The 14,108-nt window shown below is 64.5% G+C and carries 11 protein-coding genes; 5 read left to right on the top strand and 6 right to left on the bottom strand.

What is annotated here, in order from left to right:
* Positions 1 to 51: 51 nt before the first annotated feature.
* Positions 52 to 1,347 carry an MFS transporter gene (locus DOD19_RS23755; protein ID WP_024978334.1) on the bottom strand — a complete coding sequence of 432 codons (1,296 nt, stop codon included), beginning with the start codon at positions 1,345 to 1,347 and terminating at the stop codon, positions 52 to 54.
* A gap of 255 nt (positions 1,348 to 1,602) precedes the next feature.
* On the opposite strand from DOD19_RS23755, the gene DOD19_RS23760 reads away from it, so the two are divergent.
* On the top strand, positions 1,603 to 2,520 hold the full coding sequence (locus DOD19_RS23760; RefSeq protein WP_024978333.1) for a LysR family transcriptional regulator: 918 nt from the start codon (positions 1,603 to 1,605) through the stop codon (positions 2,518 to 2,520).
* A gap of 22 nt (positions 2,521 to 2,542) precedes the next feature.
* Here the strand turns inward: DOD19_RS23760 and DOD19_RS23765 are convergent, their stop codons facing one another.
* The gene (locus tag DOD19_RS23765) at positions 2,543 to 3,847 is read right to left on the bottom strand and encodes an aminotransferase class I/II-fold pyridoxal phosphate-dependent enzyme (protein WP_024978332.1); all 1,305 of its coding nucleotides are present in this window, start codon (positions 3,845 to 3,847) and stop codon (positions 2,543 to 2,545) included.
* A 212-nt stretch (positions 3,848 to 4,059) separates the two neighbouring features.
* Between DOD19_RS23765 and DOD19_RS23770 the strand changes: the two genes are divergently transcribed.
* The 4 genes from DOD19_RS23770 (at position 4,060) to aspA (ending at position 9,365) form a co-directional block, all read left to right on the top strand.
* Positions 4,060 to 4,959: a LysR substrate-binding domain-containing protein gene (locus DOD19_RS23770; RefSeq protein ID WP_024978331.1), complete on the top strand. Its 900-nt coding sequence runs from the start codon at positions 4,060 to 4,062 to the stop codon at positions 4,957 to 4,959.
* Positions 4,960 to 5,167: 208 nt separating this feature from the next.
* Positions 5,168 to 6,475 carry a dicarboxylate/amino acid:cation symporter gene (locus tag DOD19_RS23775; RefSeq protein ID WP_024978330.1) on the top strand — a complete coding sequence of 436 codons (1,308 nt, stop codon included), beginning with the start codon at positions 5,168 to 5,170 and terminating at the stop codon, positions 6,473 to 6,475.
* Entirely contained in the window at positions 6,472 to 7,953 is a 1,482-nt protein-coding gene (locus DOD19_RS23780) for an amino acid racemase (protein ID WP_112188511.1), read from the top strand. Before DOD19_RS23775 ends, DOD19_RS23780 begins: the two co-directional genes overlap by 4 nt.
* Positions 7,950 to 9,365, top strand: coding sequence for an aspartate ammonia-lyase (gene aspA, locus DOD19_RS23785; RefSeq protein WP_112188513.1), 1,416 nt, complete (start codon positions 7,950 to 7,952; stop codon positions 9,363 to 9,365). Before DOD19_RS23780 ends, aspA begins: the two co-directional genes overlap by 4 nt.
* Before the next feature lie 34 nt (positions 9,366 to 9,399).
* Here aspA and DOD19_RS23790 read toward each other — a convergent pair whose 3' ends face one another.
* The 4 genes from DOD19_RS23790 to DOD19_RS23805 all read right to left on the bottom strand — a co-directional run bounded on the left by DOD19_RS23790 (position 9,400) and on the right by DOD19_RS23805 (position 14,105).
* Positions 9,400 to 10,335, bottom strand: coding sequence for an amidohydrolase family protein (locus DOD19_RS23790; protein ID WP_112188516.1), 936 nt, complete (start codon positions 10,333 to 10,335; stop codon positions 9,400 to 9,402).
* 2 nt (positions 10,336 to 10,337) lie between these two features.
* Complete coding sequence (locus DOD19_RS23795; RefSeq protein ID WP_112188518.1) at positions 10,338 to 11,663, bottom strand: MFS transporter; 1,326 nt, start codon at positions 11,661 to 11,663, stop codon at positions 10,338 to 10,340.
* A 76-nt stretch (positions 11,664 to 11,739) separates the two neighbouring features.
* A complete protein-coding gene (locus DOD19_RS23800; RefSeq protein ID WP_112188520.1) occupies positions 11,740 to 13,104 on the bottom strand; it encodes an MFS transporter in 1,365 nt (454 codons plus the stop codon).
* A gap of 56 nt (positions 13,105 to 13,160) precedes the next feature.
* Positions 13,161 to 14,105, bottom strand: a complete 945-nt coding sequence (locus tag DOD19_RS23805; RefSeq protein ID WP_112188954.1) for an SMP-30/gluconolactonase/LRE family protein — start codon at positions 14,103 to 14,105, stop codon at positions 13,161 to 13,163.
* Between the last annotated feature and the right edge of the window lie 3 nt (positions 14,106 to 14,108).

Genomic DNA, 14,108 nt, shown 5'->3' on the forward strand with positions numbered 1-14,108 from the left:
TGCGATGTCAGAGGCGAACTGGGTGGGGGCAACGATGGCGCGACGTCAATCTCAATCGCGGCCGGGATACGTCGGGAACAGCGTGAGCGCGGCCAGGCTGATTGCGCTGCTGGCCAGCAGATACCAGGCCGGTGCCATCGGGTTGCCGGTCACGCCCAGCAACCACGTAACGATCAGCGGCGCAAAACCGCCGAACAGGGTCACCCCCAAGCTGTACATCACCGACATGCCGGTCGCGCGATGCTGGCGCGGGAAGGCTTCCATCAGCAGCGCCGCGCCCGCGCCATTGCTGACCGCCATGATCGTCACGCCCAACGCGATCAACCCCATGGTGAGAGCCAACCCCGCGCCGGAAGACAGCAGCACGAAGCCCGGGTACGTGCACGACAGGCTGACCGCAGACGCGACATACAGCATCGGCTTGCGTGTCGGCAGGCGGTCGGCAATCAGACCAAACAGCGGCGACATGACCAGCATGGTTGCCCCCGCCACGCAGGCCGTGAGAAATGCCGTGACCGGCGGCATGTGCAACGAGTGGATCAGATACGTGGGCATGTAGAAGATCAGGATGTACATGGACGCAGTGGCCCCCGTCATCAGCAGCATGCCCAGCACCAGCGTGCGCGCATGCTGGCGAAGCACGTCGACCACACTGCCGTGCGGGGCGGCCTCGTGCGTCTCTTTCAGATGCCGGCGGATATACATGCCAACCGGCGCGATCAGCAAGCCCAGCAAGAACGGCAGCCGCCATCCCCAGCTCTGCAGTGCCTCGGGGCTGAGCACGGCGCTCACACCGGCCGCACTCAACGCGCCGAGCAGTGCCGCCGCACCCTGCGTGGCAGCCTGCCAGCTCACCAGGAAGCAACGCCGGCCCTTGCTGGCCGATTCCAGCAGCAGTGCCGACGCCGCGCCGATTTCCCCACCGGCCGACAGCCCCTGCAGCAAGCGCCCGAGCACCACCAGCACCGTTGCCGTCACGCCGATCGTCGCGTGGCTGGGCGTGAAGGCGATCAGCGCGGTGCCGGCCGTCATCAATGCAATCGTCAATGTGAGTGCTGCCTTGCGGCCACGCCGATCGGCCATGTTGCCAATCAGCACGGCGCCCAGCGGGCGCATGACAAAGCCCGCACCAAACGTGGCGAATGACAACAGCAACGATGCCAGCGGGCTGCTCGACGGAAAGAACAATCGCCCGATGGTGGCGGCAAAGAAGCTATAGACCGTGAAGTCGTACATTTCGAGCCCGTTGCCGATGGCGGCGGCAACGACAGCGCGGCTCGAATGCGGGGTGGCGGTGGTGGTGCCTTGGCGCGGGGCGCCAGCGGGCACGGCAATCTGGGCATCCATCTTGATGTCTCCTCCAGTCGGGCGGGCTTCTATGAGCGTCCCGCAGTGCGCTGGATTGAAGGGCAATAGTAGGAGCTGTCGGGCCGATTCCGCCTCTCGCTTTTTTTCATGGCTATAGCTGTTGGCTATGGCGGGAGCGCGCATCCGAGCCTGCCCCGCTAGCCCAACGGCCGCCCCAGCAAGATTCCGCAGTACAGTTGCTGGCTGGCGGTGCGGCATGCCAACTCTTCGCTGCGCCGTGTATCAAGGACACCTATGAAGCTCAACCAGCTACGTGCACTGGTTACCGTCGCCGAGACGGGCAGCATCCAGGAGGCTTCGCGCCTGCTTCACATCACGCAGCCCGCGCTCAGCAAGGCCATCAAGGAGCTGGAAACCAGTGTGGGCGCAACGCTGTTCGTACGCTCCAGCAAGGGCATCCGGCTTACGCCGTATGGCCAGCGCCTGGTCGGGCATGCACGCTTGATCAACGAAAGCGTCAAGCGCGCACGAGAAGACCTGGAAGACATGAAAGGGGCGGTGACGAGCGAATTGACGGTGGGCGTCACCCCCGTCACCGCGCTCATCGGGCCGGTGGCTGACTGCCTCGTGACATTCCGGCGCGAATTTCCCAAAGCGCGGTTGCGCATCCTGGAGGCACGTCCGGGCCAATTGCTGGAACTGCTGCGCGAGGGCGCCATCGACTTTGCGCTGACGTCTCAGTTGCAGACGGGCGAACGCGGGTTCGACCACACCGTGGTCTGCCGTGCGCAGACGCTGATCGGCGTACGCAAGGGCCACCCGTTGCGCGGCCACCAGCCTCTGCATGCCTTGCAGCAAGAAGAGTGGCTGGCCCCTGATTCGCTTGCTGACGAGCACTCGCCGCTGTACCGACTGTTTGCCGATGCCGGTCTCGCACCGCCCGAACGCGTGGTCGAGTGCAATTCCATGACGCTGCTGCTCGAGCTGTGCTGGAAATCGGACGCACTGCTCCTGCTGTCGAGCGAATCGACGCGCTCGCCCATCATCCGTCAGACGATCGACTTTATCGAGACCGATCAGCCGATGCCCGAGCGCGTCATCTCGCTGCTCACGCGGGACCGCCACGTTCTGACAGCGCTCGGCGCGCGCTTGCATGACGCGCTGGCGCAGGCGCTGCGGCAGGCGTATCCGGAGCGGCCGGCGCAGCCGTGAACCAGCGCGGTTCTGCGCCCGATCAGGCCAACGCCAGCGCCTGATCCAGATCGGCGAGCAGGTCGTCGATATGTTCGATGCCGATCGACAACCGGATCGTCTCCTGCCGCACGCCCGCCTTGGCCAGCTCGGCTTCCGAGAGCTGCCGATGCGTGGTCGACGCCGGGTGCGTAGCCAACGACTTCGCGTCGCCAATGTTCACCAGCCGCGTAAACAACTGCAGCGCATCCTGAAAGCGCGCACCGGCGGCAAAACCGCCCTTCACGCCAAACGTGAGCAACCCCGGTGCCTTGCCCGAGAGGTACTTGCGCACGAGCGCGTGGTCGGGATGATCCTCCAGGCTGGCATGGTTGACCCACTCCACCTTGGCGTGGCCGCGCAGATGCCGTGCGATGTGCGCGGCGTTCTGCGTGATGCGGTCGATGCGCAGGCCCAGCGTTTCGATGCCCTGCAGGATCAGGAACGCGTTGAACGGCGACAGCGCTGCGCCGGTATTGCGCAGCGGCACCACGCGGGCGCGGCCAATGTACGCCGCGTCGCCCAGGGCTTCCGTATAGACGACGCCGTGGTAGCTCACGTCCGGTTCGTTCAGGCGCTTGAAGCGCGCCTTGTGCTTGGCCCACGGAAACTTGCCGGAATCGACGATCGCGCCGCCCAGGCTTGTGCCGTGGCCACCCAGATACTTCGTCAGCGAATGCACAACGATGTCGGCGCCGTGCTCGAAGGGCCGCGTCAGATACGGTGTCGGCACGGTGTTGTCGACGATGAGCGGCACGCCGTGGCGGTGTGCGATCTCGGCCAGCGCGGCAATGTCGGTGATGTTGCCCAGTGGGTTACCGACCGTCTCGGCAAAGATGGCCTTGGTGCGGTCGTCGATCAGCGCTTCGAACGATGCAGGGTCACGCGGATCGGCAAACCGCGTGGTGATGCCCGACTGCGGCAGCGTGTGCGCAAACAGGTTGTAGGTGCCGCCGTACAGCGTGCTGGCCGAGACGATGTTGTCGCCCGCTTCCGCAATCGTCTGGATCGCATACGTGACGGCCGCCTGCCCCGACGCCAGCGCCAGCGCCCCGATGCCGCCTTCGAGCGCGGCAATGCGCTTCTCCAGCACATCGTTGGTCGGGTTCATGATGCGCGAGTAGATGTTGCCCGGCACCTTCAGGTCGAACAGATCGGCGCCATGCTGTGTATCGTCAAACGCAAACGCAACGGTCTGGTAGATCGGTACCGCCACCGCGCGGGTGGTCGGGTCTGCGCTGTAGCCGCCATGGACAGCCACGGTGTCGAGTTTCCAGGCGGGGGCGGTGCTCAAGGACGGGTGCGTCATGGTGCGTCTCCGGAAGGTGGGTCCGGCGAGCATATGGCCAGCCCTGCGGTTGGAGGAACGACCGTTTTTGCCTTTGGTTATGCGTGAAACGGCACGATGCGGACGCCGCATATGGTCATGCGGATATCGCATACCTAGGGTAAACACGTGCCATCTGGCGTGAGCCGAACGGATAGCCTCCACAGCATTGAACGCACCGCGCTGGAGGGGACATGGAAGTCAAATGGATCGAGGACTTTATTGCCCTCACGCAGCACCAGAGCTTTTCGCGGGCGGCGGAAATCCGCAATGTCACCCAATCCGGCTTCAGCCGGCGTATCCAGGCGCTTGAGCAGTGGGTGGGCGCCGAGCTGGTGGATCGCAGCACCTATCCGCCCACATTGACGGCAGCGGGCCGCCTGTTTGAAGAGGCAGCGGATGACGTGCTGAGCAAGCTGATCGACACACGCGCCATCATTCGCTCCGAGCACCGCATGCCCGGGCCGGGGCTGCAGATTGCAGCGGGTCACACCATCTCATTGAACTGCCTGCCCGCCTGGCTGGCGACGGTCGGCAAGCACATCGGCAACCTGCGCGCGCGCATCATTCCGGGCAATGTGCACGACTCGGTGCTCATGCTGGTCAACGGCACCTGCGATCTGATGTTCGCGTACGACCACCCCAGCCTGCCGCTGCATCTTGACCCGATCAAGTACCCCAGCTTGACAGTCGGGCGCGACACCTTCATGCCGGTCAGCAAGCCCAACGCGCGGCTAGGGCCGATGCACCGCCTGCCCGGCACGGCCAACCGGCCCCTGCCGCTCATCTCTTACACCCCCACGAGCTACTTTGGCCGTTGCCTGGCGTTGCTGTTGAGCCAGGCGGATGCGCAACCGTTCCTCCGGCTCGACTATGAATCCGACATGGCCGAAATGCTCAAGAAGATGCTGCTTGCCGGTGAAGGCATTGCGTGGCTGCCAAAAAGTTCGATCGAGGCGGAACTTGCCGCCGGCGTATTGGTGCCGGCCGGCGGCCCGACGTGGTCGCTCGATTTGGACCTGCGTGTGTATCGCAACCAGTACACGCGCAACGAGCTGCTGGAAAAACTCTGGCGCCACCTCAGCCTGCCCTGAACCTGCCTTGGCGGGCCGTTTGCTCGTTTACCCGAACTATGCGGCGCTCGCATGAGCCCTTGCGGGAGCCGCATCACAACGCACGCTGCCGTTCCTACACTCCGTCCACGCAATGAAAGCCGAGCCGAATAACCGGCCGGCGTCGTGCGAAAGGCCACGGATTCGGTGTTCTCCGATTCCGGCAAGAGACCTCACTGGACGGAGCACCATGAAAAAGAATCGCCTTACCGCAACCATCCTGGCAGGCATGCTGCTGGGCATCGCCGTGGGTTATGCGTGCCACAAGCTCGCACCCGACGCCAATGCCGCCAAAGCCATCGCCGGCTATTTCTCCATCATCACGGACATCTTCCTGCGGCTGATCAAGATGATCATCGCGCCGCTGGTATTCGCCACGCTGGTGTCGGGCCTGGCCGGCATGGACGGCACGCAGGCCGTACGCCGCATCGGTTTGCGGTCGGTCGCGTGGTTTCTTTGCGCGTCGCTCATCTCGTTGGCGCTCGGGCTGGTGCTGGCCAACGTGCTGCAGCCGGGGGCGGGTCTGAACATGACGCCAAACGCGGCGGACGTTGCCACCGGTCTGAACACCGCCGGCCTGAACTTCAAGGATTTCATCACCCACGCGTTCCCCACCAGCGTGCTGGATGCCATGGCACGCAACGACATCCTGCAGATCCTGGTGTTCTCGGTGTTCTTTGGCGTGGTGCTGGGCGTGCTCAAGGGCGACGAACGTGTCGCGCCGCTGTCGCGCGCCATCGATGCCCTCGTGCCGGCCATGCTCAAGCTGACCGACTACGTCATGGCGCTGGCGCCCATCGGTGTGTTCGGCGCCATTGCCTCGGCCATTACGCTGCATGGGCTGGATGTGCTGGCGACTTACGGCAAGCTGGTCGGCAGCTTCTACCTGGGGCTGGCGCTGCTGCTGACCATCCTGATCGGCATCGGCCGCATCTTCCTGGGGCGCCAGACGTGGGCACTGCTCAAGGCGATTCGCGAGCCGGCCATGCTGGCGTTCTCCACCGCCAGCAGCGAAGCCGCCTACCCGCGCCTGACCGAAAAGCTCGAGGCCTTTGGCGTCGACAAGAAGGTCGTCGGTTTCACGCTGCCGCTGGGCTACGCGTTCAACCTTGATGGCTCGATGATGTATCAGACGTTTGCTGCCCTCTTCATCGCACAGGCGTTTGGCGTAGAGATGCCGCTGTCGCAGCAGATCCTCATGCTGTTGGTGCTGATGCTCAGCAGCAAGGGCATGGCAGGCGTGGCACGCGGCTCGGTGGTGGTGGTGGCAGCGGTGGCGCCGATGTTCCATCTGCCGCCCTCGGGCGTGGTGCTGATCCTGGCCATCGATCAGATCCTGGACATGGGCCGCACCGCCACCAACGTGGTCGGCAACAGCATCGCCACCACGGCCATCGCCAAGTGGGAAGCACGCCGGGCCGCGCGTGAGCAAACGCCAGGTTTCGACGGCCTCTCCAACATTCCGGGCGTTTCGGGCATTTCGGGCGAAGTGAAATGACAACACCGCACGCGCGTCGCTCGCTGGGCGTGATCGGTGGGCTGGGGGCGCTGGCCAGCGCAGACGTGTTCTTCAAGCTGATCCAGTCCACCCCGGCCAGCACCGATGCGGAGCACCTCGACATCGTGTTCGAGCAGCATCCGTTTTCTCAGGCAGGCCACACGACGGCAGCCACCACGGAGCGCAAGCTCTACATCTTCGACCTGATCCGCGACTTCCAGCGGCGCGGCATCGGGGCGGTGGTGCTGCCCTGCTTTTTGAGCCACACCTTCATTGACGAACTGACCGCCAATTCGCCGTTGCCGATCATCGACATGATGGCGGGGCTGCGTAGCCACGTGCGGCGCAAGTTTCCGGCCGCGCGCCGCATCGGGGTACTCGCTTCGGACACCACGCGCAGCAAGCGTTTGTTCGAGCACTACTTCAATGCGCCGGAGTTCGACGTCGTCCACCCGCGCGTTGACGGCATCGATCGCGTGACCGAAGCGGTGTACGCCCCTGACGGAATCAAGAGCGGCAACCTGCGGGGGCGCCCCATCGGGCTGTTGGGCGACGCCTGCGCGGATCTTGTTGACCAGCGTGTCGACCTGATCCTGCCCGGGCTGACCGAGATCGCCCTGGTGCTCGGCGAGCTTGGGCCCCTTGGCGTGCCCATCGTCGATTCGAACCTAGCCTACGCGCAGTACGTGGTGTCGGGGCAACACGATGCGCCCGGCAAGCTGTTCAAGGTGGGTGTGGTGGGCGGCGTGGGGCCCGCCGCTACGGTCGACTTCATGCAGAAGATCGTGCGCAACACGCCGGCCACGCGCGATCAGGACCACATCAAGCTGCTGGTCGAGCAAAACCCGCAGATTCCCGACCGCACCGAAAACCTCATCGGTGAAGGGCCGGACCCGACCATCTCGCTGTACGCCACGTGCCGCAAGCTGGAGGCGGGTGACGCCGACATCATCGCCATTCCGTGCAACACGGCACATGCGTACGTTGAACGCGTACAGCCGTATCTCGGCATCCCGATCGTCAACATGCTGACCGTGACGGCCGAGCATATCCGCAGCACGCTTCCGGCCTTGCGAAAGGTCGGCCTGCTGGCGACCTCTGGCACCGTGGCCAGCGGCGTATACCGCAAGGCGCTGGAGGCGGCGGGCCTTGAACAAGTGGTGCCCAGCTCCGAGCGGCAAGCCCGTGTGATGAACGCCATCTATGGCCCGCAGGGCGTGAAAGCAGGATTCACCACAGGCGCCTGCGTTGACGACCTGATGGCCACCATCGATGAGCTGGCTGCGAGCGGCGTCGAGGTGGTGATCCTCGGCTGCACGGAACTGCCGCTGCTGTTGCCGCACGCCAGCGTCAACACGTCGCCAGGCCGGCTCGTCACGCTGATCGACCCGACCGATGTCCTGGCGCGGCACTGCGTTGCGCGCGCCCTCGCCCACTCTTCTCCATCGCATTCCAACGCTTCATTGCAAACGACATGACCCACCGTATCGAACACGACCTGCTCGGCGACCGCGAAATCCCCGACAATGCCTACTACGGCGTCCACACGCTGCGCGCGCTGGAAAACTTTCCGATTACCGGCACCCCCATTTCTGTCTATCCGCAATTGCTCAATGCACTGGCCAGCGTGAAGGCTGCCGCGGCGCTGGCCAATCACGAGCTGGGGCTGCTCGACAGCCTGCATGCCAACGCAATCGTCCACGCATGCGAGCGTGTGCGGGCGGGCGAGGCCCACGCACATTTCGTCGTCGATGTCATCCAGGGTGGCGCAGGCACGTCCACCAACATGAACGCCAACGAGGTCATTGCCAACCTGGCGCTGGAGTCTCTTGGCCACGCGCGCGGCGACTACCAGCACCTGCACCCGAACGAACACGTCAACCTGAGCCAGAGCACGAACGACGTCTACCCGACCGCGCTGCGGATTGCCGCGCACGAGGGCGTCCTGGCCCTGATCGATGCCATGGGCGTGTTGCGGCAAGCGTTCGAGCGCAAAGCCGAGGCATTCCGCGGTGTGCTCAAGATGGGCCGCACGCAGCTCCAGGACGCCGTACCGATGACACTCGGCCAGGAGTTCAGCGCCTATGCCGTCATGCTGGGTGAAGACCAGGAACGGCTGGCCGAAGCCGCCGCACTGATGCGCGAGATCAACCTGGGCGCCACGGCCATCGGCACGGGCATCAATACGCATCCGGACTATGCGGCCGCTGTCTGCCGGCATCTGGCACGAATCACGGGCATTCCGCTGGTGACGTCGCACAACCTGGTGGAGGCCACGCAGGATGTGGGCGCGTTCGTTCAGCTCTCGGGCGTGCTCAAGCGGACGGCGGTCAAGCTGTCGAAGACCTGCAATGATCTGCGGCTGCTCTCCAGCGGCCCGCGCGCGGGGCTGGGCGAGATCAACCTGCCGCCCATGCAAGCGGGGTCGAGCATCATGCCCGGCAAGGTGAACCCGGTGATTCCGGAAGTCGTCAATCAGATTGCCTTCGAGGTGATCGGCAATGACCTGACCGTCACCTTTGCCGCTGAGGCCGGGCAGCTTCAGCTCAACGCCTTCGAGCCCATCATTGCGCACAGCCTGTTCAAGAGCGTCTCGCACCTGCGCAACGGCTGCCTGACGCTGGCGGAAAAGTGCGTCGACGGCATTACCGCCAACGAAGCGCACCTGCGTGCCAACGTGGAACACTCGATCGGCATCGTCACCGCGCTCAATCCGCACATTGGATATGCGAATGCGACAGCGATTGCGCAGGAGGCGCTTGTCAGCGGCACCAGCGTGTATCAGCTCGTGCTGGACAAGCGCCTGCTCAGCCGCGAGGCGCTGGACGAGATTCTGCAACCGGACATGCTGGCCCAGCCGCGTGCGGTGACGGCGGCCCGGGCGATTTGACCGAACGGAGGCTGCTGAGCCGAACAGGGATCAGTCAACCGAAGCCGTAAAGCTTCACCGGATTGGCGACAAAGATCATCTGTTGCCAATCCGCACGTCCGATCCACGCGGCAATCGTGTCGAGCAGCGCGGCATCGTCGGGCTTGTGCGCCTTCTCGGTCGGATGCGGCCAGTCAGTGCCCCAGAGCATCCGCTCGGGCGCCATGTTGATGAATGCCTTGGCAACGGGCTCTACGTCGGCATAGGCCGGTGCACCGGTCTTGGTATCGACGTACGGACCGGACAGCGTGATCCACGTGTTTCCCTTGTCGACCAGGCGTTGCGCTGTGCGCATGGCGTCGGACTGCATGCCGCCTGGTTGCGGGACATGCGCAATGTGATCGATCACGAGCGGACATGGCAGCGCAAGCAGATGCGACTCCAGCGCGGGTAGCTTCGCGCCTTGCACGACAAGCTCGATATGCCACCCAAGTGCGCCGATGCGAGACGCCAGCGGCGCCAGCATCTCGACGGTAGTGGCGCCCGGATAGCTCAGATTGAAGCGGATGGCCCGCACACCTGCTGCGTGCATCTCCGCAAGCTGGGCATCCGTCACGGAGGTATCGATCACCGCGACACCGCGCGCATTCGGCCCGAAACGCTTCAGCGCATCCAACGTGCAGCGGTTGTCCGTTCCGTATGTCGACGGCGTGACGACCACGTTGCGCTGCACGCCCAAACGTGCCTGCACCTTGCGGTACTGCTCGATGCTCGCGTTGGGCGGCCGTAGCGTGGTGCCTGGGGCACTGGGGAATCGGTCATCGTAGATGTGCATGTGGCAATCCACCGCACCGGCCGGCAAGTTGAACGTCGGCGGCTTGCTGCCGCTGGACCACGACTCTTCCGCCGCCCCAGAGCGCGCGGGAACGGCCGCCGCCACGGCACCGGCACCTGCCATCTGCAGGAACTGCCTTCTGCTGAGTGCGCGCATCGTCAGGCGGTCTCCGTCTTGTTCAGTACCGGCGCTTCCGGCGTCGAGCGGCTCAACAGCAGCAGCGTCGTCACGCTCACCAGCGTCAGCAGCGCCAACGGCATCAGCGCCAACGCGTAGCTGCCGGTGGCCTGCTTGACCCAGCCGTACACGTTCACCATCAGGCCGCCGCCAATGAGGTTGGCAATCGCGTTGATGGTGGCCAGCCCCGCAGCAGCCGCACTGTTCGAGAGCATGCCGGAGGCCAGCGCCCAGAAAGGTCCCTTGAACGAATAGGCCCCCACCAGCACCGCGCACAGCATCACCATGGTGGGCACGAGAGACCCGCTCAGCGATGTGCCAAACAGGCCGAGGCCGATCAGCAGCATCGGAATGGCGGTGTGCCAGCGGCGCTCCTTCAGACGATCCGAGCGGCGTCCCCAGAACACCATCAGCACCGAAGCCACGGCATACGGCACCGAGTTGAGCAGCCCCGTCTGCATGACGGTCAACCCGAAAGATTTGAGGAGCTGCGGCTGCCACACCGACAGCGTGCTGCCGGCAGCCGACGCACACACGTCCACCAGCGCGAGGCACAGCACATAGCGATTGCAGAACAGCTTCGCCAGCGGCATCTGCGCAACCTTCTTGGGCCCGCGCGCTTCGCCAGCCAGCGTATTCGTGAGCCACTGGCGCTCCTCACTCGACAGCCACTTGGCTTCTTCCGGCCGATTGGTCAGCAGGCGCAGGCAGGCGATGCCAAGCAGCACCGTCGGAATGCCTTCGAGGATGAACAGCCAATGCCAGCCGCGCAGGCCGGCAAACCCATCCATCTGCAGCAGCGCAGCCGAGATGGGCGAGCCGATGAAGCTTGCCGCCGGAATCGCCACCATGAACGTCGCCACAATGCGGGCGCGGTGCGTTGCCGGAATCCAGTACGACAGATACAGCAGCACGCCGGGAAAGAACCCGGCCTCCGCCGCACCCAGCAGGAAGCGCAGCGCATAGAACGATGCCGGGCCTTGCACCAGTGCCGTCGCGGCAGAGATCAGCCCCCACGTGATCATGATCCGCGCAATCCAGATGCGCGCGCCGTAGCGTTGCAGCGCCAGGTTGCTCGGTACCTCGAAGAAGAAGTACGACACAAAGAACAGGCTGCTGCCAAACCCGAACACACGGGCTGACAGTCCGAGGTCATGATTCATCTGCAGCGAGGCCATGCCTACGTTGCCGCGGTCGATGAAGGCCAGCAGGTAGCAGAGCATGAGAAATGGCACGAGCCGCCAGACCACCTTGCGTAGGGTCCGCTGCTCGATCTCGGTGACACCGGTACTGCCCGTCACTTGCATGTGTGTCTCCTGGCGCCGTCGTGTGTTGCGCGGCGCTGTTTGAATGTCTAGGAAGAAAGGTACTGCGATCGCTCGATCAGCGGGTTATGGCTTCACCGGCATCGGCGCCGGGGTCGCCCAGCCAAGCGATGGACAACGCACCGATGAGCAGCACGGCCGACACCGCCAGCAGCGGCGCAGTAAAGCCATGCGAGAACTGCTTGATGGCACCGATCATCGACGGGCCGACAAAGCCGCCAAGATTGCCCACGGAAACGATCAGCGCCAGGCCGCCCGCGGCCGCGCGGCCCGTGAGGAAGCTGGAGGGAATCGCCCAGTACGTAGCCTGGAACGCCAGGATGCCGCTTACCGTCAAGCACAGCGCCGTCAGCTTGAGTGCCGGTACATCAACGGCGGTGCTGGCCGCCAGCGCGACCGCTGCAACCACCAGCGCACCGGCCACATAGGGGATGCGGTTCTGCGCGCGGTTCGCCACGCGGGCCCACCACAGCATGACCCCCGCCCCGATCGCGTACGGAATGGCCGTCAGCCAGCCGACCACCGCGTGCTCGACACCAAACTGCTTGATGATCTGCGGCATCCAGAGCCCCACGCCGATGGAGCCGACGATGCCGCAGAAGTTGATGAACGCCAGCACGAAGACACGCCAGTTGGTCATTGCATCGCGCAGGGTCGTGCCGTGTTTGCTGGCGATGTCGCGTTGCTCCATGGCGAGGCGGCGCGCGACCGCGGCCTTTTCATCGTCGCTGAGCCAGGTGGCCTTTTCCGGCCGGTCTGCCAGAACGAACAGGCACGCGATACCAAGCAGCACCGCCGGCAGCCCTTCGATCAGCAACAGCCATTGCCAGCTGCGCAGCCCATGCAGGCCACCGAGCTCCAGCAACGCACCCGATATCGGCGAGCCGATCATGTTCGCCACCGGAATCCCCACCAGGAATGCCGCCGTCACCTTGGCGCGCCATTTGCCTGGAAACCAGTGCGTGAAGTACAGGTAGATGCCTGGCGTGAAGCCCGCTTCGGCAAGACCCAGCAGAAAGCGCGCTGCCGCAAAGCTTTTGGGCCCGACCACAAATGCCGTGGCCATCGAGAACAGGCCCCACGTGATCATGATCCGCGCGATCCAGATGCGCGCGCCCACCTTCTGCATGATGAGGTTGCTGGGGATCTCGAACAGGAAATAGCCGATGAAGAACAGCCCCGCCCCGAACCCGAACTGCTCGGCCGTCAGGCCAATGTCCTTGTTCATGGTGAGCGCGGCAAACCCTACGTTGGTGCGATCGAGATAGCTGATCACATAGCAGGCAAAGATGAACGGCAGGATGCGGCGGAATGCCTTGGCCAGCGTGCGTTCGCTCGCGTGGTAGTCGGCATCGGGCAGCGTGGCGGCGGCGCGCACATCCGCGCCGTGCGGTGGCGTGGTGGCACTCAAGGTCTGGGACATTTGCATGGTCTCCTCCATCGCGCTTCTATGAGCGCTAGGGGTTGCGTATCGATGAGCTAGGGCGTGGGCTTTGTCTGTTTTGCCCGATGCGGCAGCGGGCCGGCGATGTCCATCTCGGTTTTGAGCACCGTGCCGGACACCGATTCGGTCATGAAAAGCGTCTTCATTTCGGGGCCGCCGAAGCACAAGTTCGTGAGCGATGCACCTTCGGGGCTGGTCACAATCACCTCGGGCTCGGCACGGTGGTTGAGCACCCATGCGCGGCCGAGTCCGGGGTTGGCCACGAACAGCCGCCCCGCCGTATCGATCGTCAAACCATCGGGGCCGCTCGGGCCGTGCGATGTGAAGAACTGTCCGACCTTGCTGACCGAGCCATCCGCCTGCAACGGCACACGCCATACGCAGTTGCCGCGCGTCATGGCGACGTACAGCACCTTCTCGTCGGGCGACAGCACAAGCCCGTTCGGGCTGGGGCAATTGCCGAGGAGCATGTCGAGCTTGCCCTCCACCGACAGGCGATAGACGCGCCCGGTCGGGTCATGCAGCCCGGTCTGCCCCTGATCAGTGAAGTACAGGTTGCCGCGCGAATCGAACGTCAGATCATTCACGCCCTTGAAGCGTTCCGAGTTGCGGCGCTCCAGATAGGGCGTGACTTCGCCGCGCTGGATGTCGAGCAGCATCAGCCCGTTGCGATAGTCGGTGATGAGCAGGTGCGCATCGTCGACGAACTTCATGCCGTTGGGCTCGCCGTCGTACTCGGTCACCAACTCCCACTCACCTGCGGGCGAAATACGGAAGACGCGGCCATGCGGGATGTCGGTCACGTACAGATGGCCTTGGCCGCCCGGGCTCCACACCGGCCCTTCGAGAAAGGAATCGGTAGCTTGCCCGCCGCGATTGGCGCGCGCCCATTCCGTCTGCACATCGGGCTTGCGGAACCTGGCTGGCATGCGTGTGAAGACTTCAGCTTCACGCACCGCCGGTGGCGAGAGCTGGAACATGGA

The sequence above is a fragment of the Ralstonia sp. GX3-BWBA genome (assembly GCF_003290055.1).
Lineage (GTDB): Bacteria > Pseudomonadota > Gammaproteobacteria > Burkholderiales > Burkholderiaceae > Ralstonia > Ralstonia holmesii.

Bases quoted from the DNA above. Each gene is read 5' to 3' on its own strand.
- DOD19_RS23755 (WP_024978334.1), bottom strand. From the start codon at position 1,347: ATGGATGCCCAGATTGCCGTGCCCGCTGGCGCCCCGCGCCAAGGCACC.
- DOD19_RS23760 (WP_024978333.1), top strand. From the start codon at position 1,603: ATGAAGCTCAACCAGCTACGTGCACTGGTTACCGTCGCCGAGACGGGC.
- DOD19_RS23765 (WP_024978332.1), bottom strand. From the start codon at position 3,847: ATGACGCACCCGTCCTTGAGCACCGCCCCCGCCTGGAAACTCGACACC.
- DOD19_RS23770 (WP_024978331.1), top strand. From the start codon at position 4,060: ATGGAAGTCAAATGGATCGAGGACTTTATTGCCCTCACGCAGCACCAG.
- DOD19_RS23775 (WP_024978330.1), top strand. From the start codon at position 5,168: ATGAAAAAGAATCGCCTTACCGCAACCATCCTGGCAGGCATGCTGCTG.
- DOD19_RS23780 (WP_112188511.1), top strand. From the start codon at position 6,472: ATGACAACACCGCACGCGCGTCGCTCGCTGGGCGTGATCGGTGGGCTG.
- aspA (WP_112188513.1), top strand. From the start codon at position 7,950: ATGACCCACCGTATCGAACACGACCTGCTCGGCGACCGCGAAATCCCC.
- DOD19_RS23790 (WP_112188516.1), bottom strand. From the start codon at position 10,335: ATGCGCGCACTCAGCAGAAGGCAGTTCCTGCAGATGGCAGGTGCCGGT.
- DOD19_RS23795 (WP_112188518.1), bottom strand. From the start codon at position 11,663: ATGCAAGTGACGGGCAGTACCGGTGTCACCGAGATCGAGCAGCGGACC.
- DOD19_RS23800 (WP_112188520.1), bottom strand. From the start codon at position 13,104: ATGTCCCAGACCTTGAGTGCCACCACGCCACCGCACGGCGCGGATGTG.
- DOD19_RS23805 (WP_112188954.1), bottom strand. From the start codon at position 14,105: ATGTTCCAGCTCTCGCCACCGGCGGTGCGTGAAGCTGAAGTCTTCACA.